The 25,158-nt window shown below is 57.3% G+C and carries 20 protein-coding genes; 8 read left to right on the top strand and 12 right to left on the bottom strand.

Going from position 1 to position 25,158, the window contains the following annotated elements:
- Positions 1–26: 26 nt before the first annotated feature.
- From ACXAG1_RS11780 to sdhC, 4 genes are read right to left on the bottom strand one after another with little or no spacing between them, the layout of a single operon-like run.
- Positions 27–731 carry a succinate dehydrogenase iron-sulfur subunit gene (locus ACXAG1_RS11780; protein ID WP_475092243.1) on the bottom strand — a complete coding sequence of 235 codons (705 nt, stop codon included), beginning with the start codon at positions 729–731 and terminating at the stop codon, positions 27–29.
- Positions 732–749: 18 nt separating this feature from the next.
- Positions 750–2,522, bottom strand: coding sequence for a succinate dehydrogenase flavoprotein subunit (gene sdhA / locus ACXAG1_RS11775; RefSeq protein WP_475092242.1), 1,773 nt, complete (start codon positions 2,520–2,522; stop codon positions 750–752).
- Between the two features lie 3 nt (positions 2,523–2,525).
- Positions 2,526–2,894: a succinate dehydrogenase, hydrophobic membrane anchor protein gene (gene sdhD, locus ACXAG1_RS11770; RefSeq protein ID WP_475119789.1), complete on the bottom strand. Its 369-nt coding sequence runs from the start codon at positions 2,892–2,894 to the stop codon at positions 2,526–2,528.
- The gene (sdhC, locus tag ACXAG1_RS11765) at positions 2,888–3,262 is read right to left on the bottom strand and encodes a succinate dehydrogenase, cytochrome b556 subunit (protein ID WP_475092240.1); all 375 of its coding nucleotides are present in this window, start codon (positions 3,260–3,262) and stop codon (positions 2,888–2,890) included. Before sdhC ends, sdhD begins: the two co-directional genes overlap by 7 nt.
- A 657-nt stretch (positions 3,263–3,919) precedes the next feature.
- On the opposite strand from sdhC, the gene gltA reads away from it, so the two are divergent.
- Complete coding sequence (gene gltA, locus ACXAG1_RS11760) at positions 3,920–5,209, top strand: citrate synthase (protein WP_475092239.1); 1,290 nt, start codon at positions 3,920–3,922, stop codon at positions 5,207–5,209.
- A 135-nt stretch (positions 5,210–5,344) separates the two neighbouring features.
- Here the strand turns inward: gltA and ACXAG1_RS11755 are convergent, their stop codons facing one another.
- Positions 5,345–6,931: a glycosyl hydrolase family 18 protein gene (locus tag ACXAG1_RS11755; protein WP_475119788.1), complete on the bottom strand. Its 1,587-nt coding sequence runs from the start codon at positions 6,929–6,931 to the stop codon at positions 5,345–5,347.
- Positions 6,932–7,025: 94 nt separating this feature from the next.
- The gene (locus ACXAG1_RS11750) at positions 7,026–9,905 is read right to left on the bottom strand and encodes a glycosyl hydrolase family 18 protein (RefSeq protein WP_475119787.1); all 2,880 of its coding nucleotides are present in this window, start codon (positions 9,903–9,905) and stop codon (positions 7,026–7,028) included.
- Positions 9,906–10,633: 728 nt separating this feature from the next.
- On the opposite strand from ACXAG1_RS11750, the gene ACXAG1_RS11745 reads away from it, so the two are divergent.
- A complete protein-coding gene (locus ACXAG1_RS11745; RefSeq protein WP_475092236.1) occupies positions 10,634–10,903 on the top strand; it encodes a hypothetical protein in 270 nt (89 codons plus the stop codon).
- An 80-nt stretch (positions 10,904–10,983) separates the two neighbouring features.
- Here ACXAG1_RS11745 and ACXAG1_RS11740 read toward each other — a convergent pair whose 3' ends face one another.
- Complete coding sequence (locus ACXAG1_RS11740) at positions 10,984–11,199, bottom strand: DUF3820 family protein (protein WP_475119786.1); 216 nt, start codon at positions 11,197–11,199, stop codon at positions 10,984–10,986.
- 241 nt (positions 11,200–11,440) lie between these two features.
- Here ACXAG1_RS11740 and ACXAG1_RS11735 point away from each other — a divergent pair, with 241 nt between their 5' ends.
- A complete protein-coding gene (locus tag ACXAG1_RS11735) occupies positions 11,441–13,729 on the top strand; it encodes a S46 family peptidase (protein ID WP_475092234.1) in 2,289 nt (762 codons plus the stop codon).
- A gap of 253 nt (positions 13,730–13,982) precedes the next feature.
- Complete coding sequence (locus tag ACXAG1_RS11730; protein ID WP_475119785.1) at positions 13,983–14,180, top strand: hypothetical protein; 198 nt, start codon at positions 13,983–13,985, stop codon at positions 14,178–14,180.
- Positions 14,181–14,279: 99 nt separating this feature from the next.
- Here ACXAG1_RS11730 and ACXAG1_RS11725 read toward each other — a convergent pair whose 3' ends face one another.
- Genes ACXAG1_RS11725 through dcd form a run of 3 tightly spaced genes read right to left on the bottom strand, consistent with a single transcriptional unit; the run spans position 14,280 to position 16,258 of the window.
- The gene (locus ACXAG1_RS11725; protein WP_475092232.1) at positions 14,280–14,465 is read right to left on the bottom strand and encodes a hypothetical protein; all 186 of its coding nucleotides are present in this window, start codon (positions 14,463–14,465) and stop codon (positions 14,280–14,282) included.
- Positions 14,465–15,670, bottom strand: a complete 1,206-nt coding sequence (locus ACXAG1_RS11720) for a BaiN/RdsA family NAD(P)/FAD-dependent oxidoreductase (RefSeq protein WP_475119784.1) — start codon at positions 15,668–15,670, stop codon at positions 14,465–14,467. The genes ACXAG1_RS11725 and ACXAG1_RS11720 overlap by 1 nt, the downstream gene beginning before the upstream one ends.
- 18 nt (positions 15,671–15,688) lie before the next feature.
- Positions 15,689–16,258: a dCTP deaminase gene (dcd, locus tag ACXAG1_RS11715; RefSeq protein WP_475092230.1), complete on the bottom strand. Its 570-nt coding sequence runs from the start codon at positions 16,256–16,258 to the stop codon at positions 15,689–15,691.
- A 232-nt stretch (positions 16,259–16,490) separates the two neighbouring features.
- Between dcd and imuA the strand changes: the two genes are divergently transcribed.
- The 4 genes from imuA (at position 16,491) to ACXAG1_RS11695 (ending at position 22,392) form a co-directional block, all read left to right on the top strand.
- Positions 16,491–17,210 (top strand): translesion DNA synthesis-associated protein ImuA, encoded by a 720-nt coding sequence (gene imuA, locus ACXAG1_RS11710; protein ID WP_475092229.1) that lies wholly within the window; start codon positions 16,491–16,493, stop codon positions 17,208–17,210.
- Between the two features lie 28 nt (positions 17,211–17,238).
- Positions 17,239–18,744 (top strand): Y-family DNA polymerase, encoded by a 1,506-nt coding sequence (locus tag ACXAG1_RS11705; RefSeq protein ID WP_475092228.1) that lies wholly within the window; start codon positions 17,239–17,241, stop codon positions 18,742–18,744.
- Positions 18,741–19,037: a GIY-YIG nuclease family protein gene (locus ACXAG1_RS11700; RefSeq protein ID WP_475092227.1), complete on the top strand. Its 297-nt coding sequence runs from the start codon at positions 18,741–18,743 to the stop codon at positions 19,035–19,037. The genes ACXAG1_RS11705 and ACXAG1_RS11700 overlap by 4 nt, the downstream gene beginning before the upstream one ends.
- 259 nt (positions 19,038–19,296) lie before the next feature.
- A complete protein-coding gene (locus ACXAG1_RS11695; RefSeq protein WP_475119783.1) occupies positions 19,297–22,392 on the top strand; it encodes an error-prone DNA polymerase in 3,096 nt (1,031 codons plus the stop codon).
- An 18-nt stretch (positions 22,393–22,410) separates the two neighbouring features.
- Here the strand turns inward: ACXAG1_RS11695 and ACXAG1_RS11690 are convergent, their stop codons facing one another.
- Both ACXAG1_RS11690 and ACXAG1_RS11685 read right to left on the bottom strand, forming a co-directional pair.
- Positions 22,411–23,610 carry a pyridoxal phosphate-dependent aminotransferase gene (locus ACXAG1_RS11690; protein WP_475092225.1) on the bottom strand — a complete coding sequence of 400 codons (1,200 nt, stop codon included), beginning with the start codon at positions 23,608–23,610 and terminating at the stop codon, positions 22,411–22,413.
- On the bottom strand, positions 23,607–25,061 hold the full coding sequence (locus tag ACXAG1_RS11685; protein ID WP_475119782.1) for an amidase: 1,455 nt from the start codon (positions 25,059–25,061) through the stop codon (positions 23,607–23,609). The genes ACXAG1_RS11690 and ACXAG1_RS11685 overlap by 4 nt, the downstream gene beginning before the upstream one ends.
- Positions 25,062–25,158: the final 97 nt, after the last annotated feature.

The following is a 25,158-nucleotide window of genomic DNA, read 5'->3' as shown; positions in this document are numbered from 1 at the left end:
CCCGCGTTCCCTAAGAGGGAAGTTCCCTACACGGCGCGGGTTATCAGCATGTTGCGGATATGTCCGATTGCCCGGGTAGGATTCAAACCTTTGGGGCAAACGTTGACGCAGTTCTGGATGCCGTGGCAACGGAAAACGCTGAACGGATCGTCCAGATTGCCAAGACGCTCGTCGGTGGCGTCGTCGCGGCTGTCCGCCAGGAAGCGGTAAGCCTGCAACAGGCCCGCCGGGCCGATGAACTTGTCCGGGTTCCACCAGAAAGAAGGACAAGACGTGGAACAACAGGCGCAGAGAATACACTCGTACAGGCCATCCAGTTTTGCACGGTCTTCCGGGGACTGCAGACGCTCAATGGCCGGAGCCGGTGTGCTGTTCTGCAGGAAGGGCTCGATTTTCTTGTACTGGGTGTAGAACTGCTCCATATCCACCACCAGGTCACGAATGACCGGCAGTCCGGGCAGCGGACGCAGTACCAGCTTGCCTTTCGGCGCCGCTTCAGAGATCGGCATGATACAGGCAAGACCGTTCTTACCGGAAATATTCATGCCGTCGGAGCCACAAACGCCTTCGCGACAGGAGCGGCGGAAAGACAGGGAAGGATCCTGGGCTTTCAGCAGTTCCAGTACGTCCAGCACCATCAAGTCTTTGCCCTGGGTGTCCAGATCGTAATCCTGCATATAAGGTGCAGAATCGGTTTCCGGGTTGTAACGGTAGATGCTTACTTTCAACATATTCTTTCCGCTCCCGAATTAGTAGGTACGCGCTTTCGGTTCGAAAGCTTCTACGGTGTTGGGCGCAAAGTTCACGGCACGCTTGCCAACACGTTTTTCCGCGGGGAAGAACATGGAGTGGCACAGCCAGTTTTCGTCGTCGCGCTCCTGGAAGTCTTCGCGGGCGTGGGCGCCGCGGCTTTCGGTGCGCACTTCGGCAGCGATCGCGGTGGCTTCGGCCACTTCCAGCAGGTTCTGCAGTTCCAGCGCTTCGATGCGCGCGGTGTTGAACGCCTTGGACTTGTCGTCCAGACGCACATTGGCGATGCGCCCGCGCAGATCGTCGAGCTTCTTAACGCCTTCGGCCATGTAGTCACCGCGGCGGAATACACCGAAGTGGTTCTGCATGACATTCTGCAGCTCGCTGCGCAGCGCTGCCGCACCTTCGCCATCGTTGGTATTGTCGATGCTGTTCAAGCGCGACATGGCCGCTTCGATGTCGGACTCGGAAGCTTCACGGTTCTCGATACCCTCGCGCAGAGCCTTCTCGATGAAGAGGCCGGAAGCGCGACCAAACACCACCAGGTCCAGCAGAGAGTTGCCACCCAGGCGGTTGGCACCGTGTACAGATACACAGGCAACTTCACCACAAGCGTACAAACCATCAATCACCTGATCGTTGCCAGCGGCGTCCTGGGTCAGGGCCTGGCCGTGCACATTAGTGGGAATACCACCCATCATGTAGTGACAGGTCGGTACAACCGGGATCGGCGCTTTCACCGGATCCACATGTGCGAAGGTTTTGGACAATTCACAGATACCGGGCAAGCGGCTGTGCAACAGCTCTTCACCCAGGTGATCCAGCTTCAGGTACACGTGATCGCCATTGGGGCCGGCACCGCGGCCATCGAGGATTTCCAACACCATTGAGCGGGCGACTACATCGCGGCCAGCCAGGTCTTTGGCATTGGGGGCGTAACGCTCCATAAAGCGCTCGCCATCTTTATTGATCAGGTAGCCGCCTTCACCACGGCAACCCTCGGTCACCAGAGTGCCCGCACCGTAAATGCCGGTGGGGTGGAACTGCCACATCTCGATATCCTGCACCGGCACGCCTGCGCGCAGCGCCATGCCAACGCCATCACCGGTATTGATGTGCGCATTGGTGGTCGATGCGAAAATTCGGCCCGCACCACCAGTCGCCAACACGGTGGCTTTGGATTTAATGAAGACCACTTCGCCGTCTTCGATACAGATGGCAATAACACCGACAATCGCACCGTCCTGGTTCTTCACCAGATCCACCGCGAACCATTCGTTCAGGAATACGGTGTTGTGCTTGACGTTGTTCTGATACAGGGTGTGCAACAGGGCGTGACCGGTACGGTCCGCCGCCGCGCAGGTGCGCGCAGCCTGACCACCGCGGCCAAAGTCCTTGGACTGGCCACCAAACGGACGCTGATAGATGCGGCCTTCTTTTGTACGGGAGAACGGCAGGCCCATGTGCTCGAGTTCGAACACGGCTTCGGGACCTACGGAACACATGTACTCAATCGCGTCCTGGTCACCGATATAGTCGGAGCCTTTGACGGTGTCGTACATGTGCCAGCGCCAATCGTCATTGGGGTCATCGCTGGCGATCGCGCAGGTGATACCACCCTGGGCAGACACCGTATGAGAACGGGTCGGGAAGACCTTGGTGATTACAGCGGTCTTGAAGCCGGACTGGGCCATCTGCAGCGCCGCACGCATACCTGCGCCGCCGCCACCGATCACGATACCGTCAAAGGTTATTGTTCGCATATTTGACATGGTTTACACACCCCACAGAATTTCAAAGCCCCACACTGCATAGAACACGGCAACCGCGCCCAGCAGTACTTCAACCAGGATGCGCAAAACAGTGGCTTTGCCACCCATCATCCGGTTGGTGAGGTAATCGGTAACCACGGACCAGAGACCGATCCAGGCATGAGCAAGGGTGGAAAGCAGGGCAACCAGGCTGAATACGCGTACCCAGCGCTGTTCGAACAGCGCGGACCAGCTGGCGTAGTCAAAATCTTTGGAGAGGAAAATGAAACCCACTATAAAGAGGGTGTAAGCCACCAGTACCACGGCACTGATGCGCTGAATAAACCAGTCGTACAGGCCACTGCGGCCGAAACCAGTAACTGCCTTTACCATACCAGAACCCCCGCTAGCAGGATGAGCACAACTGAAAGCACCAGTACGATCACCGCTCCGCGACGGCCACCTTCCAGGCTCTCACCTAGACCCACATCCATCAACAGGTGACGCACACCCGCAATCAAGTGGTAAATGAGCGCAGCCAGAGAGGCCCACAAGACAAGCTTGGCCGGCACACTGGTAAAAAAGTCTGCTACTTTTTGGAAACCCTGCTCAGATTCCAGACTGGAATCCAGCATGCACAAAAGAAGTGCAACCACAGCGAAGAGCACCACACCGGAAATACGGTGCAGAATCGAAACCAACGCTGGCGCAGGGAGCTTGATAGTAGAAATGTCTAAATTGACAGGTCTGTTTTTGTTCACAGGAAAAACACCTTGTTGCCCTGAAAGACGGGGCGCCCGTTAGTTTTCTGTTTACCGGGCGAGCTTGCTGATCACTATCCACACAACCTGTTGAGGTCTTGTACAAAGTGGCCTTACCAAGGCGCAAGCCGCGCGGATTATAGGCATTCAAAATTCAAAACACAACGAACGGGAAGTCGCCAGAGGCGGCTTTGTACCAGTTGCAATCCACGCCACACACCAGACCATGGTATGAGACGCAATATTTGCCCCGATCACAGCGCACCCAAATTTGCACGCCAGAATCCCAACCCAAGCAGGCAAAATCCCTGCCACTTTTACTCTATACGGAAGATCCTGCGGGCATCGAATTGGTCGACCAATTCGATTTGGTTTGACAATTTGAGGCGCGGCACTTAAGTTTGGCCGCGCTCAAAAGCCCGCTAGCCCCATATCCGCGTCCGGATGCCGCCAACGAAGGCCCTCCGAGCCCGCAGAATCCGGCACTTTCCGGGTTGTGCTTGCGTACAGAAAACGTCTGGATACGCCTTATCTATAAAAAGGTGATCACAGATACGCGCGGATAGCGCCCTCCCCGGGCCGTAGAATCACCGAATTCAATTAGTGATTTGTGTGGAAATAAAAAGCTGGCGAAAGAATAGTTTTTAGGAGTCCACAATGTCCGACAAGAAAGCTCAACTCACGGTCGACGGTATCGACGCACCTTACGACCTGCCGGTCTACTCAGGCACTGCCGGTCCCGACGTTGTTGACGTCAGCAGCCTGGCCAGCAAAGGCCTGTTCACCTACGACCCGGGCTTCATGTCCACCGCCTCCTGCGAATCCAAGATCACTTATATCGATGGCGCCAAGGGCGTACTGCTGCACCGCGGCTACCCCATCGAGCAACTGGCAGAGAAATCCGACTACCTGGAAACCTGCTACCTGCTGATGAACGGCGAACTGCCGAGCGCTGCGCAGAAGAAGGAATACGTCGACAGCATCATGAACCACACCATGGTGCATGAGTCTCTGGTCAACTTCTTCAAGGGCTTCCGCTACGATGCTCACCCGATGGCCATGATGTGTGGCGTTGTCGGCGCCCTCGCCTCCTTCTACCACGACTCCCTGGACATCACCGATCCCGAGCACCGCAAGATCTCAGCGGACCGCCTGATCGCCAAAATGCCGACCCTGGCCGCCATGTGCTACAAGCACAGCAAGGGCCAGCCGTTCATGTACCCGGACAACAGCCTGAGCTACTCCGAAAACTTCCTGCACATGATGTTCGGCAACCCCTGTGAGCCGAGCAAAATCGATCCGATTGTGGCCAAGGCCATGGACGTGATCTTCCTGCTGCACGCAGACCACGAGCAGAACGCCTCTACTTCTACTGTGCGTCTGGCCGGCTCCTCCGGTGCCAACCCCTTCGCCTGTATCTCCTCCGGCATCGCGACCCTGTGGGGCCCGGCACACGGCGGCGCCAACGAAGCGGTACTGAACATGCTGCAGGAAATCGGCGATGAAAGCCGTATCGACGAGTATGTTGCCAAGGCCAAGGACAAAAACGATCCGTTCCGCCTGATGGGCTTCGGACACCGCGTCTACAAGAACTTCGACCCGCGCTCCCGCGTCATGCAGGGTATCTGTGACGAAGTTCTGGGTGCCATGGGCGCCGAAAACGATCCGCTGCTGCGCATCGCCAAGAAGCTGGAAAAGATCGCCCTGGAAGACGAGTACTTCGTCGAGAAGAAACTCTACCCGAACGTGGACTTCTACTCAGGCATCATCATGAAGGCCATCGGTATTCCTACCGACATGTTCACCGTGATCTTCGCCACCGGCCGCACCGCCGGCTGGATCGCCCACTGGAACGAAATGATCTCCAACCCATACAAGATTGGCCGTCCGCGCCAGCTGTACACCGGCTACACCGCGCGCGACTACGTATCCCTGGACAATCGCTAAGCGACCACTCCAGAACAGAAAAACCCGGCAAATGCCGGGTTTTTTTATGCCTGAAAATTCTGTTCGCCCAGTTCCGGGCACGACAAATCCCCCACACCTGACGGTGCGGGGGATTGTTTTTTACATCAGCCGATATTACGGCAGGGTATGAACGTGACTACCCACCGGTCCTGAGAAGATGCCACCGTCGTGCATATCCCAGTTAATGGACCAGGTCATTACACCGTTAAATGTAGGGTACGCCTGAGACGGCGTCAGCGTGTCACAGTTCAGCTGCTGGGTCAGACAATCCAGGGCACTGTTAATGTCGGCCGTAGTCGCAAAACCGCTACCAGCGGCGCTGGGACCGGACGGTAGTGCGAGACCCACCTGATCCGGGCGCAAGCCCTCAAAGAATCCCGCGTTACCATAGCCGAGAGGGAAACCTTCGATCAGCATCAGTGCTGAAGCCACCATCATGTCTACAGTACCTGCCGCATACGCCTGCCCGCGGTAAGGCGTGGCCAGACTGCCATTGTTGTACAGCTGCACATGCAGTAAATCCAGGTCATCGCGCAGCTGGTCGATCATCGGCAGATAGGCGCCCCAGATACCGGTGTAAGATACGTAGCCACCCTGCACATACGGATGCTCCGGTGCCATGGACAGGTACATGCCCGGGTACTGTTGTTTCAGCTGCTTGACGGCATTCACCATGTTCTGGATCACAGGTGCTCCATGCATCACACCGGCGCCGGACTCCAGATCGATATCGATCCCGTCAAATCCGTACTCGTCGATCATTGCCGCAGTACTGTTCACGAAGTTGGTGACATTTTCCTCGGTATTGAGAGTCACCGTACCCTTCTCGCCACCGTAGGAAGCAATCACGATTTTTCCGGCGGCTCGTTTGGCAGCAATGTCGGCAATAAACTGCTGCTTGTCCAGGCCTGGATCGAGATTGAATTCGATATTGCCATTGCCCGCGTCATCGACAAAAGCCACCACAATCACGTCCCATACATCTGAGACTTCACTGATGCGATACAGGCCAGATCCGTTGTCAAAGTTGTGCCAGTACCCCACCAGTGCGTGTTTTGGCAGCAGGCCGCTGTTACCACCGGACGATGAGCCACCAGACGAGCTGCTGGAACTGGATGACGAGCTCGAACCGCCACTGGATGAACTACTGGAAGATGAGGAGCTACCGCAATCACCGACCTGACTCCAGGCGTCCTGCCAGTGAGCACCTACTCCCGGCTCATAAGCCCAGGCAGCACTGGAAGAACACCAGCCTGCGATATTGCACTGGAATTCCAGACCCACGTTCTGCACCAGCTGGCCCGCGGCATAGCTTGTGCCCGCTACATATTGCAACGACGTGCAGGAGCCACCGCCGGACCCGCCACTCGAGCTCGACGATGAACTGGAAGAAGAGCTTGAAGAAGATGAAGAACTGGATGAGCTGGAAGATGAGGAGCTGGAAGATGAAGAACTTGACGAGGACGAGCCGCCATCACAGGCGCCGTCGTAAGCCCACACATCCCAGGTGCCCGAGTGGGTCGCCGGGTTCTGATTTTGCGTCCACCACTTTGCGGTATAGGCGTTTCCCAGGTGCTGAACCGAGTCATCCCCCACATAAATGCCGGCACTCTGCCAATCCGGTCGCGCACTGCAGTCTACTGCCGCGGCCTCGATCGAAAACAACCCGAGCGCAAGCAGGCTCATTAATTGCCTTTTCATAGCGTTTTCCTAAGTTATTTTTAGAAGGTTTGCTTACACAGACATCGGAAAGAGCAGAGGGCGCCGTAGCGCCCTCTGTTTACTGCTTTAACACTTAGTTACAGGTCGAGTCACCAATCTCTTCCCAGTCGGAAGAGGTGCTCGGCTCCTGGCCCTGAGTCCACCACTTGGCGCGGTAACGCTTGCCGTTGTGGTTGACCTCATCACCACCGTTGTAGGCAGTGCTGGCATTCCAGGGCACTTCCACGTCACTGATCAGCTTCCAGTCCGCGGCGCTGAAGCCCGGCTCCTGCTGGGTCCAGTACTTGGCTTCCCAGACCAGATCGTCGTGGCTGACCTCATTGCCACCGAGATAGGTGTTGCCGGACTGCCAGGCCGGGTAGTTACCCGCGTTTGGATCGGTCATGTCGCAGCCGCCACCACCGGTACTGTTGGTTACGGTCACAGTGACATTGGCACTGGCACTGTCGATACCATCGCTCACGGTCACTGTCAGGGTGAAGTCGGTATCGGCCTCCACCTGTGGCGCTGTGATCGTGATGGTGTCGCCGGTACCGCTTTCCATACCGCTCCAGGTGTAGGTCAGCGCATCGCCATCGGCATCGGTGCCCACTGCGGTAATGGAATCGGTAGCCCCCTCCTGAATGGTGACCTGGGCCGGAGCAGTGACCTCCGGAGGCGTGTTGGCATCCGGTGGCAGCAGGAAGATGCTGACCTGATCCGGGGTATCGTCACTCAGAGAACCGTCGCTGACGCTCAGCTCGAATACCAGTTCCTGCTCTGCAGACACTTCGGCAGCGGAGAAGCTCGGGTTGGCCGCAGAAGCGCTGCTCAGGGTTACCGGCGCACCGGAAACCTGGGTCCAGCTGTAGGTAAGAGCGTCGCCATCCGGGTCGCTGGAAGCACTGCCGTTCAGAGATACGGTAGCTGGGGTGACAACGATCTGATCGGCCCCTGCGTCGGCGCTCGGCGCCTGATTCGGCTGGTCGGCAAGTACCGTAACCACTACCTGATCGGTATCACTGGCGCCGCTGTCGTCGGTGACGGTCAACTCAAACACCAGATCTTCATCGGTAGTAACAGAAGGTGCGGTGAAGCTGGCAGAGACGCTGCTGGCGTTCTGCAGGCTGACACTGGCACCGGAAACCTGCGCCCAGCTGTAGGTGAGCGGGTCACCGTCGAGGTCACTGGAGCTGCTGCCATTCAGGGTGACACTTGCACCACCATCCACAGACTGGTCGCCACCGGCCCGCGCCGTCGGAGCACGGTTGTTTTGACCGCCGCCGTGACCAAGCCCTTCGTGCATGGCATTGAGGATGTCACCGTTGTCCGCGTCGATTTCCCAGGAGAACAGGCCCGCCAGGTTATTGGCCTGGACATAGGCGCCCTTGGCCAGCACAGAGCGGCGGTTATCGTAGGTAATCAGGTCGCCGGTACTCGGCTTGAACATGTAAGGCGCTTCGGCGGTTTCGTCGTAGTACTCCTCCCACTGGCCGGTAGCAAGTCGCTCAACGATATCGCGGTAATCCACGACACCCGCTTCCCATGTGCCGTCCACTGCACCTGTGGCAGTACCGGTCATATGATCATTGCCGGTCCAACCGTTGACCCCGGTCCAGCCACGGCCGTACATGGCCGCACCTACCACCAGTTTGCCCGGATCCACACCGAGGCTCAGCATATTCTGAACGCCATTGTGAGCGGTGTAGTCGGTGTCAGGACGCCAGGACGGTGCGTACAGCGCCGTTTGGTGACCCAATGTTTCCAGGCTGAATGCGCCGTAGAAGTCGTAGGTCATCATGAAGATGTAATCCATGTACTGCTGTACATCGGCATAGTCCACATCTTCAATCTTGTCGGAGCCAGCACCAATGGCTGAAGTGAGCTGGTATTCACGACCAGTTTCCTGCTCGAGCCCATCGAGCATGGCGCGCAGGTCGCGCATCAACAGGCGATAGGTTTCGCCATCGGTGGCAGGATCGCCCAGATTCGGGTTGGCGCCTTGGCCGCCCGGGTATTCCCAGTCGATATCCACACCGTCGAAGAATTTCCAGGTGCGCATGAACTCTTCGACCGAGTCTACGAAAGTCTGACGCTTGGCAGCATCGCCGAAGAAGTAGAAGGGGTCTGACAGTGTCCAGCCACCAATGGAAGGCAGGATTTTCAGGTCCGGGTAGGCCTGCTTCAGCGCCATCAACTGGCCGAAGTTACCTTTGTAAGGGTCGGAATATGTCTGGCCGGTTTGCGACTTCTGTACTGCGGCGAATGGATCGTGCAGAGATACCTTGAAGTCTTCACGACCGGAACAGGAACGTTGCAGCGCCTGGAAAGAACCTTCGATTTCCTTCAGGCTGTCATTGATGCCGTCGCCACCACAGATCGGAATAAATCCGTAGATAATGTGGGTTAGGTTATAGGAGGGCATCATATCCACTGAGAATTTACGCCCGTAAACGCCCCACTCCACAAAGTAGGTACCCACCACGGAATTGCTGGTGTTTTCGTACGGCTGGTTATTCTCGCCAGCGGTAATGGTCAGTGGGTCCAGGTGGCTGCCATCGGTGTCCGCAATCACGATATCGGTGGCTGCAGAGGTCGCACAGCCGTCGTCATTACACAGTGCAACCTGCAGTGAATACTGGCCGCCCTCGGCAACCTGCAAGGTCGCGGAGCCGGTTTGCGTACCGCCGCCAGTAACGGTCTGCTCCAGTACAACCTGACCGTTTAACAGGTACTGCGCTGAAGTTGCGGGGTCACCGGACCACTTGGTCCATTCTACCGGCACTTCTGCGTAGTCGTTGACCGTAATCAGCTGCTCGTAGGCAGTGGCCGCGTCGTCCACCTCGATGATGGCAAAGCTGGTTTCCATCCACTCGATGGTGGGGGCGCCGGGTGCGGCGATGGCGGTGGAGCTGGTGGCGAGACCAAGCGCAAGGAGCGCGCGGCGCCAGGGACTGGGAGTGAGCCCTTTCATTGATTTTCACCTTGTCGTTATCTTTTATTGATCAGGATCTATCAATGAGAGCAGCGGTGTAGCGTCCGTCTTACCTCAACGGGCAGCGCTGCCCCCGATTGAACGGCATTCAGTAACGTCTGGATACCGGTACTTCTTTGTTATTTCTTTAACAGTACCTCTTTCAGCCATGACACCGCTGTCATTTTTCACAAAAACATGACAGCGATGTCATTACTCTTTCACAATACCCCCGGACCTCAATCTTGACCAGCCCCCTTAGGCAGTCATGAGAGGTAAGTCACACAGAGGATTGCGTTTCTGGCGGGTATTTTTCGCTTTTGCGACCTGGGGATGAGGGAGAAAGAGGGTAAGAGAGAGGCACAAGAAAAGAAAAGCGGCCGAACTCTGTCGACCGCTTCGCCCCATTTTCCCAATCAAGCTGACTGAAACTTACCGCTGTTCGCCTCGCTGAAATCAATTCTCAGACCAGTGGCTACCCGCTGTGGGCCTATTTACGGTCATGCTCAGTCTCGGTTACGGACCGCTTTTTGTTGGCACTCCACCTCGTCTCGCGATGGGGGAGTCTTCCCGGGACTGGTACCAGTGTAGGATCCCTCGCGCGCATCCCAAACTTTTTTCTCATTTTGCTTTCCGCCTCCGCTTTTGCGCCACGGCAGCGTGGGGGCGGCGCTATCCGCACCATACACTCCAGCTGCGATATCCGAGCAAATGCAGACGGAGTAATTATGCAGTTTCAGACTTTTAAACGTGCCGGCCTGGCTTCCGCCCTGGCCCTCTCCCTGACCACAGCGGGTTGTGCCAACATGAGCGACACAGATCGCCGTGTGGGCACTGGCATTGGTATTGGCGCTGTCACCGGCGCACTGGTAACCGGTGGCGATATCGGCGGTGCCGCTGTCGGTGCGGCACTGGGTGGCGCTGGCGGTTGGCTGTACGACCGCGAGAAAAAGAGACAGTATTACTACGACAGCCGCGGCCGCCGCGTTTATCGGTAACTGTCGGCAATATAGATATCCACTGCGCGCACAGCTTGTGTGATGTGTAGGGGATGCAAAAAACAGTGAGCCCAAAGGGTTCACTGTTTTTTTAGTGGTTTCACCAGGCCATCCAGGCCTTCAATCTTGATCTCCAGCGTTAACGCCATCAGGTGCCCCAGCCGCCCCTTGGGGAATTCTTTCCTGGCAAACCACAGCAAGTACTCCTCCGGCAGATCGATCAATACCCGTCCCGCGTACTTGCCAAATGGCATTTCGGTGCGCGCAATATCCACCAGATCCTGCTTGTCCAGCATTTCAAATTCCCAGTCGGCTCAAGTACTTATTTCAGAATTCTACACTGACTCGCCCCTACCCCGGCCAGATCTCTGCTGATCGCACAGACGGTTTTTGCTCTACGATTTCTATGGCAGTATCGGTTGACCGGCCTTCAGTGGCCGTTCATTTTTTGTTCGCCCGGAAGATCCCTGGCGCAATTTCCTGCACACTCAATAAACAAACAAGTGCAGACCCCAACAATTTGTTGAAGGAATGACAGTGAACAACATCAAGCTCACACACAAATTCGGGCTGGCCCTATCCATTGCCCTGCTCACCGCCTGTGGCAAATCCGCGCAAGAAAACGCAACTCCGGTGGATGCAGCCGCCGAGAAAAGTGCCCCCGCAGCCGAAACCGTCTCGACCGAAGGCATGTGGATGCCGCGTCAGCTGCCGGAAATCGGCAATAAACTGAAAGAGCTCGGCCTGGAGCTGGATCCGAAAACCATGACGGATCTGACCAAATTTCCGATGAATGCTGTGGTGAGCCTGGGTGGCTGCTCTGCAAGCTTCGTCTCCCCTCAGGGCCTGGTCGCCACCAACCACCATTGCGCCTACGGCTCCATTTCCTACAACTCCACCGAAGACAACGACCTGCTGGCCAACGGTTTCCTCGCCAAAACCCTGGAAGAGGAAGTGCCTGCGGCACCGGGGTCGCGTATCTATGTCACCGTGGACATGAACGAAGTCACAGACAAGATCAACAGCAAACTCAGCGATGACATGGACGGAGCCACCCGTTTCAAAGCCATTGAAGACGCGGAAAAGGCGCTGGTCGCCGAGTGTGAATCCGACCCCGGTCACCGCTGTGAGGTCTACAGCTACTACGGCGGCGCCAGCTATTACCTGATCAAACAGCTGGCCATTCGCGATGTGCGCCTGGTGCACGCTCCCGCGGCCTCCATCGGCAAGTTCGGCGGTGACATCGACAACTGGATGTGGCCGCGTCACACCGGCGACTACTCCTTCCTGCGCGCCTATGTGGGCCCGGATGGCAAACCCGCCGACTTCTCCAAAGACAATGTGCCTTACAAACCCAAGCACCACCTGACGGTGGCCACCGAGGGGCCAAAGGAAGGCGACTATGTAATGGTTGCGGGCTACCCGGGTCGCACCAACCGCTACCGCACCGCGGAAGAAGTCAGCAACAACTTCAGCTGGTACTACCCCACCATGCAGAAAGTACTGGCGGAGTGGTCTGAAGTAATCGGCTCTGCCACCGAGAACAACAAAGATGCCGCGCTCAAGTACGCAAGCCTGGTCGCCGGCCTCAATAACTACGCGAAAAACTTCACCGGCATGATGGAAGGCTACAACCGCAGCGACCTTCTGCAGCGCAAGCAGCAGTTGGAAAAAGACCTACAGGCGTGGATCGAAGCCAATCCGGAATCCAAGAAAAAGTACTCTTCAGTCATTGCCGACCTGAAGCAATTAATTGCGGAAGAGCAATCCACCCAGGAACGCGATCTGTTGCTGGGCTACATGAATCGCTCGGCGATGCTGAGCAGTGCACAGCGCCTCTATCGTCTCAGCCTCGAGAAGCAAAAGCCGAACATGGAGCGTGAACCCGGTTACCAGGAACGTGACATGACCCGCTTTAGCGAGAGCATGAAGCGCATCGAGCGCAGCTTCGAGCCAACCGTGGACCAGGCTATCTGGACCTACTTCCTCGAGCGCTATAACGCCCTGCCCCAGGATCAGCACCTGGAGAGCTTCGACAACTTCTTCGACGGAGAACTGAGTGGCGAGGCGCTGCAGAAAAAGCTATCCGCCATGTACGAAAAGACCGGGCTCACCGATACCGAAACCCGCCTCGCGTGGATGGAAAAATCACCGGAAGACTTCCGCAACAGCGACGATCCGTTCATCCAGTTGGCCGTGGCGACCTATGACGACCGTTTTGCCATTGAGCAGAACGAAAAAGCCATGTCCGGTCGCTTCGCCGAGCTGCGCCCGCAGTATATGGACCTGCTGATCGCCTACTACAACGAGCAGGGCAAACCGGTCTATCCGGATGCCAACAGTTCTCTGCGCCTCACCTACGGTTTGGTGAAAGGCTACACCCCGCCCGCAGGCACCATCAAAGGCGCGGCTGACGGCAACGATGGCAAGGATGGCTTTGTGCCCTTCACCACCCTGCGTGGCATCGAGGCCAAGTACACAGGCGTTGATCCTTTTGATACGCCCCAAGCACAACTGGATGCGATCAAAAACAAGGAGTACGGCCGCTTCTATGATGAGGACCTGGACTCTGTTCCGGTGAACTTCCTCACCACCGTAGACATCACCGGCGGCAACTCAGGTTCTGCCACCATGAACGGCAAGGGCGAATTTATCGGCCTGGTATTTGACGGCACCTACGACAGCATCAACGCAGACTGGGACTTCAATGACAATACCCGCGCAATCCATGTGGACGTGGAATATATGCTGTGGGTAATGGAAAACATCGACCACGCAGATAATCTGCTGGAAGAAATGGGTGTAGCGGAAAAATCCGATCACTGATATCCCGCTCTCCCTTTGAAAAAGCCGGCAGCCGCCGGCTTTTTTGTTTCTGAATACCGTCAAACATCCCGCCATCTCTCACCGCCTGCGTGACAGAATTAACAGTTTTCAACGGCCCCGAGTTTTTCCGGGCACCCACCCCTTGAAATCAAATAACCCGCGCACATGTTATTTCGGGAGCCAAGCTTGCGAACCTTCTTCCTGAGAATGGTCGCAGGAATTCAGTACCCACCAGCCCCAAAGGAGCTAACCTATGGACACTCTGAAAAAGTTAAGCATTATCGGTTTTGCCGCGCTGTTGGTAACGGGAATCACGGCCTGTGAGAAAGAATCCGGTGCAGAAGAAATCGGTGAAACCATTGATGAAACCGCAACCGATATCGGTAATGCGGTAGAAGACACCTGTAAAGATGTAAAAGAAAAAGCCGGTGCAGAGGATAAAGACTGCTAAGCAGCAATGCCCCTTTACTAGCGGCATTTCCAGTAGCGCCAGGTTCGAGCACCCTAGCCGTCACCCGAGCCTGGCCGTGATACTGACAGCCCTGCGGAACTACACCAACTTCGTTTTTGTTTTTCCGCAGCGTTGACAGCGGTATTCGGTCACCAGTTTTCCCTGTTTTACATCAAACTTTCTTTCGGTGACTACTTTCCACTTGTGAAAACCGTCGCGGCATAAACTGCTACCCTTGTGTTTTTCCCAAGCGGTTTTCCGCTTAAATGGCAGCACGTCGCCCATCAGACCTCCCCGCCAGCCGCGTGGGCAGACGCCCAGGCCCATTGAAAGTTAAACCCGCCCAGCCAGCCTGTCACGTCGAGCACTTCACCAATAAAATAGAGCCCCGCTTGCTTCATACTTTGCATACTCCGCGATGACACTTCATTGGTATCCACGCCACCAAGGGTGACTTCTGCGGTGCGGTAGCCTTCCGTGCCCTCGGGGATCAGCGTCCAGATCTGCAGCTTTTCGCCTACATCCTTTAGCGCCTGTTCGCTGTACTGCTTGAGTGGTTTGCTTTCCAGGCCATTTCTCTGCAGGAAAAACTGTACCAGCTTTTTGCTCCACAACTCTGCCAGCACCGTATGTAGAAAGCTCTCCTGCTTTTTGCCGCGCTGCTCACTGAGCCACTCGGACAGGTCCAGCCCCGGTGCCAGGTCGAAGTTCACCGGCATACCCTCTTTCCAGTGGCTGGAAACCTGCAACACCGCCGGGCCACTCAGGCCCTTGTGGGTAAACAGCATCTGCTCGTGGAAATGGCCCTCGGCGCAGCTGGCATTCACTGCCAGTGAGGTTCCGGGTAATTCCTGCTGCCGCGCCAGTGCACGCTTATTCAATGTGAAAGGCACCAGCGCGGCGCGGGTGGAGATAATGTTGTGGCCGAACTGCCTGGCGAGGTCGTAGCCAAATCCGGTGGCGCCCATGGTGGGGATCGACAGGCCGCCGGTGGCGACTACCAGGGATTCACACACCACTTTGCCAAGGGAGGTGTGCACCTCAAAGCCTTTCGCACTCTCTTCATTAAGAGGCTCAACACGCTGGATCTCACAGCGGGTGCGAATCTGGGCTTTCGCTTCGCGGCACTCCGCCAGCAGCAGATCGACAATATCGCGGGATTTGTTATCGCAGAACAGCTGGCCGAGGGTTTTCTCGTGATAAGGGATGCCGTGCTTTTCCACCAGGGCGATAAAGTCCCACTGGGTATAGCGGGCCAGGGCGGATTTACAGAAGTGCGGATTTTCGCTGTAGAAGTTGTCCGGCGCCGTGTACAGGTTGGTGAAGTTGCAGCGGCCGCCGCCGGACATCAGGATCTTTTTGCCGACCTTGTTGGCGTGGTCCAGCACCAGCACGCTGCGGCCACGCTTGCCCGCCACCGCGGCACACATCAGGCCGGCGGCGCCGGCGCCAATGATCAGTACATCGGCCTGGGTGGGAAGGTCTGTCATTGGCTAGTGGTCTACGGATCAGGTCTTCGGCAGGGTGACGCCGCGCTGGCCCTGGTATTTACCGCCGCGGTCTTTATACGACACATCGCAGATTTCATCGGATTCGAAGAACAGCATCTGTGCCACACCTTCATTCGCGTAGATCTTCGCCGGCAGGTTGGTGGTGTTGGAGAATTCCAGAGTCACATGCCCTTCCCATTCCGGCTCCAGCGGCGTCACATTCACGATGATGCCGCAGCGGGCGTAGGTGGACTTGCCCAGGCAGATGGTCAGCACCGAACGCGGGATGCGGAAGTACTCCACGGTGCGCGCCAGGGCGAAAGAGTTAGGCGGGATAACACAGTAGTCGCCCTGCACATCCACGAAGCTGTCTTCGTCGAACGCCTTGGGGTCCACGGTGGCGGAGTGCACGTTGGTGAAGATCTTGAACTCGTTGGCGCAGCGCACATCGTAGCCGTAACTGGAGGTGCCGTAGGAGATCAGGCGATCGCCGGAGGCCCCGTGGCGTACCTGGCCCGGCTCGAAGGGCTCGATCATGCCCTCACTCTCAGCCATACGACGAATCCACTTATCGGATTTGATGCTCACCCTGTCCCCTCGCTTATCTGGTCTTGGCCCATTTCTGGCGGTCATTTGAAGAGGCCGAATCATAGCCGTTTTACCTTGTTCAAAAAAGTGCCAATGGGCTGCGTCGAATTTGGCGCACGCAGACCTGGTACGGGCTTGCCGATACTGGACACGTACTGTATAAATCACCAGTAGACACTGTACACACATACAGTCAAACCCCATCAGAACCCCCGTGTGGAGCGAGCCGATCGTGAACAGCGCCGAAAACTTTTTGCAAAACAAGCAGTTAGGTGATCAGCCAGCCAAGCAGGCCAATGACGAGCCGCTGCAGCAACTGCTGACCCGCCCGGACATCTGGCAACTGGCCAGTGGCCAGCGCCGTCCCCGCACCGGAATCAGTACCGGCTACCGCGGGCTGGATGCCTTGCTGGCCGGGCACGGTTGGCCCCGCGCGGCCACCACGGAGTTTTTGGTCGACAAGGCTGGTATCGGCGAGATGTCACTGATCCTGCCGACCCTGGCGGAACTCACCCGTCAGGGGCGCATGGTGGTCCTGATCAACCCGCCGCATATCCCCTACGCCCCGGCACTGGTACAGGCCGGCGTGCAACTGGAGAAACTGCTGATCCTGCACCCCAGAGGACAGCGGGATCAGCTGTGGGCGGCAGAGCAGTCCCTGCAATCCGGCGCCTGCGGTGCGCTGATTCAGTGGCAGAACAGGGAGACTCCGGCCGATAAAGACCTGCGCCGGCTGCAGGTAGCCGCCCGCGATGGCGACTGCCTGCATTTTCATTTTCGCCCCGGCTCCTGTGCACAAATCCCGTCTCCGGCAGCACTGCGCCTGCAACTGAAGAGCGATGGAGAGCAGCTGGCGCTGCACCTGTTCAAACAACTGAGCGGCAAGTCCGGCCAGCGCGTGCATCTGGCGCGCAACCCGGATTTGGTGCGACAGGACCAGCCGCTGCACTGAATGTGCAAGGCGGCGCGAGGAACACCTTATGCTCTGGCTCTGTATTCAGCTCCCAAAACTCTCCCTGGAAGCACTGACCCGCGCCCACCGCGCCGGCGACAATACCGCGGTGGCCGTGGCCCAGAACAGCCTCATCATTGAAGCCAACCCCGCGGCCAATGCCCACAATGTGGAGCCCGGACTCAGCATCGCCACCGCCTGCGCCTACTGCGCCGAACTGCAATTGCTGGAACGGGACCCGCAGCGGGAAGAGCAGTTACTACAACAGCTGGCCCAGTGGGCCTACAGCTTTACCCCGGTGGTTTCCCCACGCAGCGCCGAGCGCGAACAGAACCAGGCAGACAGCAATTTCGCCTGCCTGTATCTGGAAATCAGTGGCAGCCTCAAGGCACACCACGGCCTGGCGCCCCTGCTGCAACAACTGGGCAAAGAGCTGCGCAAGATGCGCGTCCATCATTTTATGGGCCTGGGGCACAGCCCCAGCGCCGCCCACCTGCTCAGCCAGTTGCCGGAACACCGCCAGTGGCTGGCCGAAGCCAGAACCGCTCCCACGCCCCAGCAGTGGCGCCAGTGGATCAGCTTCGCCCCCAGCAAACTTCTCGACTGCAATCACAAGGCCATCGCCAAGTTGTATGCCTGCGGTATCAAGCGCGTCAGCCAGTTGCTGGCAATTCCGCTGTCGGAAGTGGGCAGTCGTTTCGGGCGCGGATTCATCGACTACCTCGCCCGCCTGAACGGCACCCGCCCGGATCCGGTAGCCAGCTTCGAGCCACCGGCGGAATTTCACAGTGAACTGTTTTTCCCGAGCCCGCTGGATAACAGCGAGCAACTGCTGTTCCCCGCCGGCCGCCTGGTGCGTGAGCTGTGCCGGCAGTTGCAGCGCCGGCAGTTATACAGTCAGCAGTTGTGCTGGGTGCTGGATTACGGCAGCCGCGGCCACCAGCAGGTCCATGTGGATATCTCCCGCCCACTACTCGATCCCCAGCGCCTGATCGCGCTGACAAAATTGCAGTTTGAACGGGTTGAACTGAAGGAGCCGGTGCAGGCATTGACCCTCAAGTGCCAACAGTTGCGTCCCATTGAAAGTCACAGTCTGCGGGAGGATTTTTTTGACGAGGGCAGCAAGCTGCACGAGAGCTACCAGCTGATCGACAAGCTCAAGGCCCGCCTCGGGCACCAGGCTCTCTCCGGCGTCACCCTCAAGGAAAGCTACCTGCCGGAACAGGCCTGGCAAAACGCCGACAGCCTCACCCTGCAGAGTAAATCCCGCAGCCACCAACTCACGCCCGTGAATGCCCCCCGCCCCAACTGGTTACTGCCGCGGCCCGACCGTATTCAGCAGCGCGACCACAAACTGTTTTACGACGGCGAACTACATTTATTGCAGGGACCAGAGCGTATCGACGGCTACTGGTGGCAACACCACCGCCACGCCCGCGACTACTACATCGCCCGCGGCGCCCACGGCAGTCTTTACTGGGTATACCAGGATCTGGCGTCAGAGGACTGGTATCTGCACGGGGTTTATTCATGACTGGGTTAAGACAACCCTGTGTTTACCTTCTTGCAAACCAGCGTAATGGCACACTTTATACGGGTGTTACATCCAACCTTGTACAGCGTATCTGGCAGCACAAGGAAGGCGTTGTCGAAGGTTTCACTCGGGAGTATGGAGTGAAAGACCTTGCCTGGTACGAGCTACATGACACGATGGAAAGTGCCATTCGAAAAGAGAAAGCGATAAAGAACTGGCGGCGAAGCTGGAAGCTGAACCTGATTGAAAGTAGCAATCCAGAGTGGCGAGATCTGTACTACGACATCCTCTAATCGCCCCCGTCATCCCGGACTTGATCCGGGATCCAGCTGCAGGAGCCTGACGACCACCGAGCAACTGGATACCCGCCTACGCCGGTATGACGAGCGAAGGGGCTCGGCGCAAATACACCAACCACCCGCCCGTCATCCCGGACTTGATCCGGGATCCAGGCTACAGGAGGCCAACAAATCCGCCGAACAACTGATACCGGTACCGGATCAAGTCCGGCACAAGCTATACACCGGTATGACGTATCGGATATTTATCGGTATGCAGTACGCCGAACTTTTTTGTCAGAGTAACTTTTCATTTCTGCAGGGCGCCTCGCATCCGCAGGAGCTGGTTGCGACCGCACATAAACTCGGTTATCGCGCGATTGCGATTACCGACGAATGCTCCATGGCGGGAGTAGTGCGGGCCTATGCCGAGCTGGAGAAACTTCAAGCCGAGGGTAGTCAGTTAAAGCTGATTTGTGGCAGTTTCTTGCGCCTGGAGGAAGAATCGCAGCAAGTGGTTTTACTCGCACCGGACAGGCTTGCCTACAGCGAAATCTGCCAGCTGATTTCCACCTCGCGCCTGCGCGCCGAAAAAGGCCAGTACCGGACGTTTATTCAGGACCTCCTCAATCACTGCAAACATGCACTGTGCCTGTGGCTTCCAGGCAGCGAGCCTTTCACACTTCCCGATACGCTGAAACAACATTTCGGCGGGCGGCTCTCTATCGCCCTGAGCCATCACCTGCTCCCCAGTGAAAACCAGAGGCAGCACAAGCTACTGGCTTTTGCCAGATCCCAGCGGCTACCGCTGGTTGCTACCAACGCGGTACTTATGCACAACCGTAGCCGCAAGCCACTGCAGGATGTACTCAATGCCAACTACCATAACTGTACTCTGGACCGGCTGGGGTATCACCTGCAGCAGAACGCTGAACGCTACCTGCGCAGCCTGCCGGAAATCGCTGCACTTTATCCACAGGGTGCCATCGACAACACACTGAAAATTGCTGAGCAATGCACCTTCAGTCTGAAAGAACTGCAATATCAGTACCCCTCCGAGGTTATGGCGAAGAATAAAACCGCCAGTGCGTATCTGCGTGAACTGGTGGATACTGGCATTGATAAGCGCTGGCCTCAGGGACCCCAGACGCATATTCGCCAACAAATCGAAACAGAGCTGGCATTGATCGCCGAGCTTCAGTACGAGCACTACTTCCTCACCATTTACGACATCGTCCAGTACGCGCGTAAACAGCACATCCTCTACCAGGGACGCGGCTCCGCAGCCAACTCAGTGGTGTGTTACTGCCTGTTTATCACCGAGATTGACCCACACAAGATCGGTCTGTTGTTCGAGCGGTTTATTTCCCGCGAGCGCAACGAGCCGCCGGATATCGATGTGGATTTCGAGCACGAGCGGCGCGAAGAAATTATCCAGTACATCTACCGCAAGTACGGCCGCGAGCGCGCCGGGCTCGCGGCCACCAAAACCACCTACCGTTTTAAAAGTGCACTGCGGGATATCGGCAAGGCTCTGGGGCTCGGGGCGGCAGTTATTGAACAGTTGCAGGCGGAGCGCAGCTGGTGGGACAAGCTGGAGGATTTTCCACAGCAGATGAAAAAGGTTGGCATCGCTCCAGAAAGCGTAACCGGGCGCATGCTGCCCAGGCTACTGGAGCAGATTTACGGTTTCCCCCGCCACCTGTCCCAGCATGTGGGCGGCTTTGTGATTACCGAGCTGCCACTGAGCCAGCTGGTGCCCATCGAAAATGCGGCCATGGATGACCGCACCATCATTCAGTGGGACAAGGAAGATATCGAAGACCTGAAACTGATGAAGGTGGATATTCTCGCCCTCGGCATGCTCACCGCCCTGCGCAAATCCCTTAGCTATATGGCGCTGTACGGAAAGCGTATGCGCCTGCAGGATATTCCCGCCGACGACCCGGCGGTGTATGCAATGATGTGCCGCGCGGATACCGTGGGGGTATTCCAGATCGAATCCCGCGCGCAGATGAGCATGCTGCCGCGCCTGCAGCCGCAGACCTTTTACGAGCTGGTAATCGAAATTGCCATCGTGCGCCCGGGTCCAATCCAGGGTGGGATGGTGCACCCCTACCTGCGCCGCAAGCAGAAACTCGAGCCCATCCACTACCCCCACGAAAACCTGCGCCCGGTGCTGGAGCGCACCTTGGGTGTGCCGATTTTCCAGGAGCAGGTGATCAAGCTCTCCATGGTGGCCGCCGGCTTCAGCGGCGGTGAGGCAGATGCCCTGCGCCGCGCCATGGCCAGCTGGGGCAAGAACGGTAACCTGCTGCAATTTCGTGAAAAACTGATCAACGGCATGCTGGCCAATGGCTACGAGCACAGCCTCGCAGAACAGCTGTTCGAGCAGATGAAAGGTTTCGGCTCTTACGGTTTTCCGGAGTCCCACTCCGCCAGCTTCGGCCTGCTCGCCTACTTTTCCGCCTGGATCAAATGCCACCACCCCGCCGCTTTCTACACTGGCCTCCTGAACAGCCAGCCCATGGGGTTTTACGCCCCGGCGCAACTGGTATACGACGCCCAGCGGCACGACGTGAAAGTGTTACCGCTGGATGTAAATCACAGTAGCTGGCACCACAGCCTGGCGCTGGCCGATGGCACAAAGGGTACCGATGGCAAAACTTCGGTGGCCCCCGCCATCCGCCTGGGCTTGCGCCTGGTAAAAGGGCTGGCCGAAGAAACTGTGGAAACTATTGAGACAGAGCGGGTTCGGGGCAACTTCCAGTCACTGCAGGACTTTGCCCAACGGGTCGATATCCCCCAACAGCAGAGTGCGATTCTTGCCCACGCCAACTGTTTCTACAGCATCGGCGAGAACCGTTTCCACAGCACCTGGCAGGCGCTGAACACACAACTGGAGCATAGTGCCCCGCCACAACATCAGCCGGAAACCAGTCAGGAAGACAATATCTACAGCGACTACCAAAGTAGCGGCCTGACTCTGCGCGAGCATCCGGTGGCACTGCTGCGCAGGCAAAAACGTTTTCACAATCTGGTACGCGCCTGTGACCTGGAAAAGCGCAGAGATGGAGACAGAATCCGGATACTGGGATTGGTCACCTGCCGGCAGCGCCCTGGCAGCGCAGCCGGTGTGCTGTTTCTAACCCTGGAAGATGAGACCGGTGTGATCAATGTGGTGCTGTGGCAACAGGTTCAGGAACGCTTCCGCAAGGAAATTCTCAGTGGAAAAATTCTGTTAATAGAGGGAAATTTACAGATCAGCCGGGATGCACAGACGCAGGAACTAGCCGTGATTCATCTGATCGGCAAAAAAATCGACGGTATTATCTGGAAAGGAATCCAGCATGTGAGGAGTTTTCACTAATACAGGGCATCATGTGTATTACCCAAAATCCTGCTTTTCCATCCAAGGAATAATACGCTCGAACGCCCGCTCGATATTCTCGATGGAAGTAGCATAACTGAAGCGCAGCGCATTGCGACAACTCTCACCAAAGGTATCCCCGGCGATTGTGCACACGCCGGTTTCCCGCAACATACGCAGAGCGACATTATTGCCATTCACGCCTTCCGGCAGTGCCGGGAACATATAAAACGCCCCTTCCGGCACATAGCCTTCGAGAAATGGTGTTTCATCCACCAGCTCCACCAGTCGATTGCGGCGTTTTTTATAAGTATTTACTGTCTCCGTGACAAAGCTCCGATCCCCTTTCAGAGCGGCAACACCGCCCCACTGGCAGGGAGTGTTCGCCACGGTAGTGGTGAACATGTGGTAGCGGCGCAGTTTGCGAATGGCACCCTGGCTCGCAATCAGCCAGCCAACCCGCATACCGGCCATGCTGAAGGTTTTGGAGAAGCTGCTCATCACCATCACATGATCCAGGTCCGAGCAGCAGGAGAGGACACTCGCATAGTCGCGGTCGTCATAGATCAGGTGGTCGTACACCTCGTCGCTGATCACATAAATTCCGCGGTACGCCGCTTCCTGCACAATGGTTTCCACGGTTTCCCGCGGATAGACTGTGCCGGTGGGGTTGCTCGGAGAATTCAGGATGATCGCGTGGGTATTGGTATCGATCGCGTCGATGACTTCCTGCGGATCCAGCTGGTGATTGTTCTCCGCGCGTGTCGGAATATATTTCACCTCACCACCGTTCATGCGAATCAGCGGTGCGTACAACATGAACGAGGGATCCGGCACGATAAATTCACGCCCCGGGGCCGATACGGCAGTCAGCGCAAGATAAATCGCCTCGGTAGCCCCGGTGGTAATCAGGATATTCTCCGGGCTGATCGCTCGCCCGGAACGTTCACCGTAGTATTCCGCCAGTGCCTCCAGCAATTCCGGTAAGCCCGCATCCATGGTGTAACCGGTCTGTCCGGCATTCAGTGCATCCACCGTTGCCTGCACCACGTGGGGTGGTGTCGGCGCATCGGGCTGACCGATGGAGAGATGAATAACATCCTCCATGGACGCGGCCATGTTGACCATTTTTCGAATTCCGGGCACTGGAATCGTAAGCAGTGCCGGGTTCCATACCGGATCTTCCGACTCGTAAAAATCAAAGTCCAACCGGCTCATGGGTCCACACCCTCCGCTGCACCCTCTTCGGAGCTTTCGTAGAAAAGTCCGGGGCGTTTATCGGTCAGCGGGGCTGCCAACTGATAGGCCTGCGCCGCACGCAACACCGCGCGATCGTCAAAGCGCGCGCCGACCAGCTGCAGGCCGATGGGCAAGCCTGCACTGTCAAAACCACAGGGCACCGAGATGGCCGGTTGTCCGGTCATATTGAATGGATAGGTAAAGGGCGTCCACGAAGGCCAGCGGGTGCTGGGCCAGTCTTCCGGCACTTCACGCCCCGCGGTAAATGCGGTGATTGGCAGGGTCGGGGTCAGCAACAGGTCGTATTTTTTGTGGAAGGCCGCCATACGCTCGCACAGGGCGGCGCGCTCATTGACGGCTTCGAGATAGTCCAGCATGGAAAGCTGTGCCGCCTTTTCCGAAACCGCCACCAGTTGCGGATCCATGATCATGCGCTGCTTTTTACTGATATTGCGCAGGGCGTTGGCGGCGCCGCCGTAGAACAGGTGGCCAAATGCCCCCAGCGGGTCGTCGAACCCCGGGGCCACTTCGGTGATTTCCGCTCCCAGGGATTGCAGCAGTTTGGCCGCGGCACGCACACTGTCTTCCACCTCGCGTTCCACCTGCACGTAGCCGAGGGTTGCACTAAACGCGATATGCACACCGCGCAGTAAATCCTGCGGTTCCCCTTCCAGGGCGGCGAGATAATCGATATTGCGGCGAGGGACGGCGTTGGTATCCCGGCAGTCCGCTTCCGACAGGACATTCATCAGCAGCGCACAGTCCGCAACCGTCCACGTCATGGGTCCGGCATGGGCGAGGGTGCCAAACGGACTGGCCGGCCAGTGCGGCACTTCGCCAAAGCTTGGCTTCAATCCGACGAGTCCGCTAAATCCTGCGGGAATGCGGATAGAGCCACCCGCATCGGTGCCCAGTGCCAGTGGCCCCATACCCAGTGGCACCGCGGCTGCACTGCCACCACTGGAACCGCCAGCGGTTTTATCCGGGTCCCAGGGATTGCGGGTGACTCCGTCCACCGGGTTATCGGTTACGCCTTTCCAGCCAAATTCCGGCGTGGTGGTTTTCCCCAGGGGCACGGCGCCGTTGCGATTGAGTGCCGCAACACTCGGCGCTTCTTTGCCGATAGTGGATTTCGGGTCGATGGTTTTGGAGCCCTTGATGGTCGGCCACTGGGGCGTAAGGAACACATCCTTGATGGCGACCGGCACACCGTCCAAAAGCCCCTTGGGATTGCCCTGTTGGTAGCGCTGCTCGGATTCCCGTGCATACGCCAGCGTCGTTTCCGCATCCACCAGGTTATAGGCATTCACCACCGGATTACACCGTTCTATCTGCGCGAGCATGGCCTGTGTGGCCTCAACCGGGGAAAATTGCTTGTCCTTATAGCCCTTGAGCAATTCCAGTGCAGACAGTCGGATAAATTCGGTCATCGGCGCTATTCTCCGTGTTGTGCGATCGCCTATTGTCACTTGTCGTTGGAATACGGTCTTTTTATGACGCGTCCCCCTAATGTAGACCTAATTGGCG

Source organism: Microbulbifer sp. ABE4_465, assembly GCF_056160765.1.
This window is presented reverse-complemented; position numbering and strand designations above follow the sequence as displayed.

Coding starts and splice junctions, on each gene's coding strand:
- ACXAG1_RS11745 (WP_475092236.1), top strand. CDS start 10,634: ATGCAGTTTCAGACTTTTAAACGTGCCGGCCTGGCTTCCGCCCTGGCC.
- ACXAG1_RS11690 (WP_475092225.1), bottom strand. CDS start 23,610: ATGAGCCGGTTGGACTTTGATTTTTACGAGTCGGAAGATCCGGTATGG.
- ACXAG1_RS11730 (WP_475119785.1), top strand. CDS start 13,983: ATGGACACTCTGAAAAAGTTAAGCATTATCGGTTTTGCCGCGCTGTTG.
- ACXAG1_RS11720 (WP_475119784.1), bottom strand. CDS start 15,670: ATGACAGACCTTCCCACCCAGGCCGATGTACTGATCATTGGCGCCGGC.
- ACXAG1_RS11725 (WP_475092232.1), bottom strand. CDS start 14,465: ATGGGCGACGTGCTGCCATTTAAGCGGAAAACCGCTTGGGAAAAACAC.
- gltA (WP_475092239.1), top strand. CDS start 3,920: ATGTCCGACAAGAAAGCTCAACTCACGGTCGACGGTATCGACGCACCT.
- ACXAG1_RS11740 (WP_475119786.1), bottom strand. CDS start 11,199: ATGCTGGACAAGCAGGATCTGGTGGATATTGCGCGCACCGAAATGCCA.
- ACXAG1_RS11685 (WP_475119782.1), bottom strand. CDS start 25,061: ATGACCGAATTTATCCGACTGTCTGCACTGGAATTGCTCAAGGGCTAT.
- ACXAG1_RS11750 (WP_475119787.1), bottom strand. CDS start 9,905: ATGAAAGGGCTCACTCCCAGTCCCTGGCGCCGCGCGCTCCTTGCGCTT.
- ACXAG1_RS11700 (WP_475092227.1), top strand. CDS start 18,741: ATGACTGGGTTAAGACAACCCTGTGTTTACCTTCTTGCAAACCAGCGT.
- sdhA (WP_475092242.1), bottom strand. CDS start 2,522: ATGTCAAATATGCGAACAATAACCTTTGACGGTATCGTGATCGGTGGC.
- ACXAG1_RS11755 (WP_475119788.1), bottom strand. CDS start 6,931: ATGAAAAGGCAATTAATGAGCCTGCTTGCGCTCGGGTTGTTTTCGATC.
- ACXAG1_RS11705 (WP_475092228.1), top strand. CDS start 17,239: ATGCTCTGGCTCTGTATTCAGCTCCCAAAACTCTCCCTGGAAGCACTG.
- sdhD (WP_475119789.1), bottom strand. CDS start 2,894: ATGGTAAAGGCAGTTACTGGTTTCGGCCGCAGTGGCCTGTACGACTGG.
- ACXAG1_RS11780 (WP_475092243.1), bottom strand. CDS start 731: ATGTTGAAAGTAAGCATCTACCGTTACAACCCGGAAACCGATTCTGCA.
- ACXAG1_RS11695 (WP_475119783.1), top strand. CDS start 19,297: ATGCAGTACGCCGAACTTTTTTGTCAGAGTAACTTTTCATTTCTGCAG.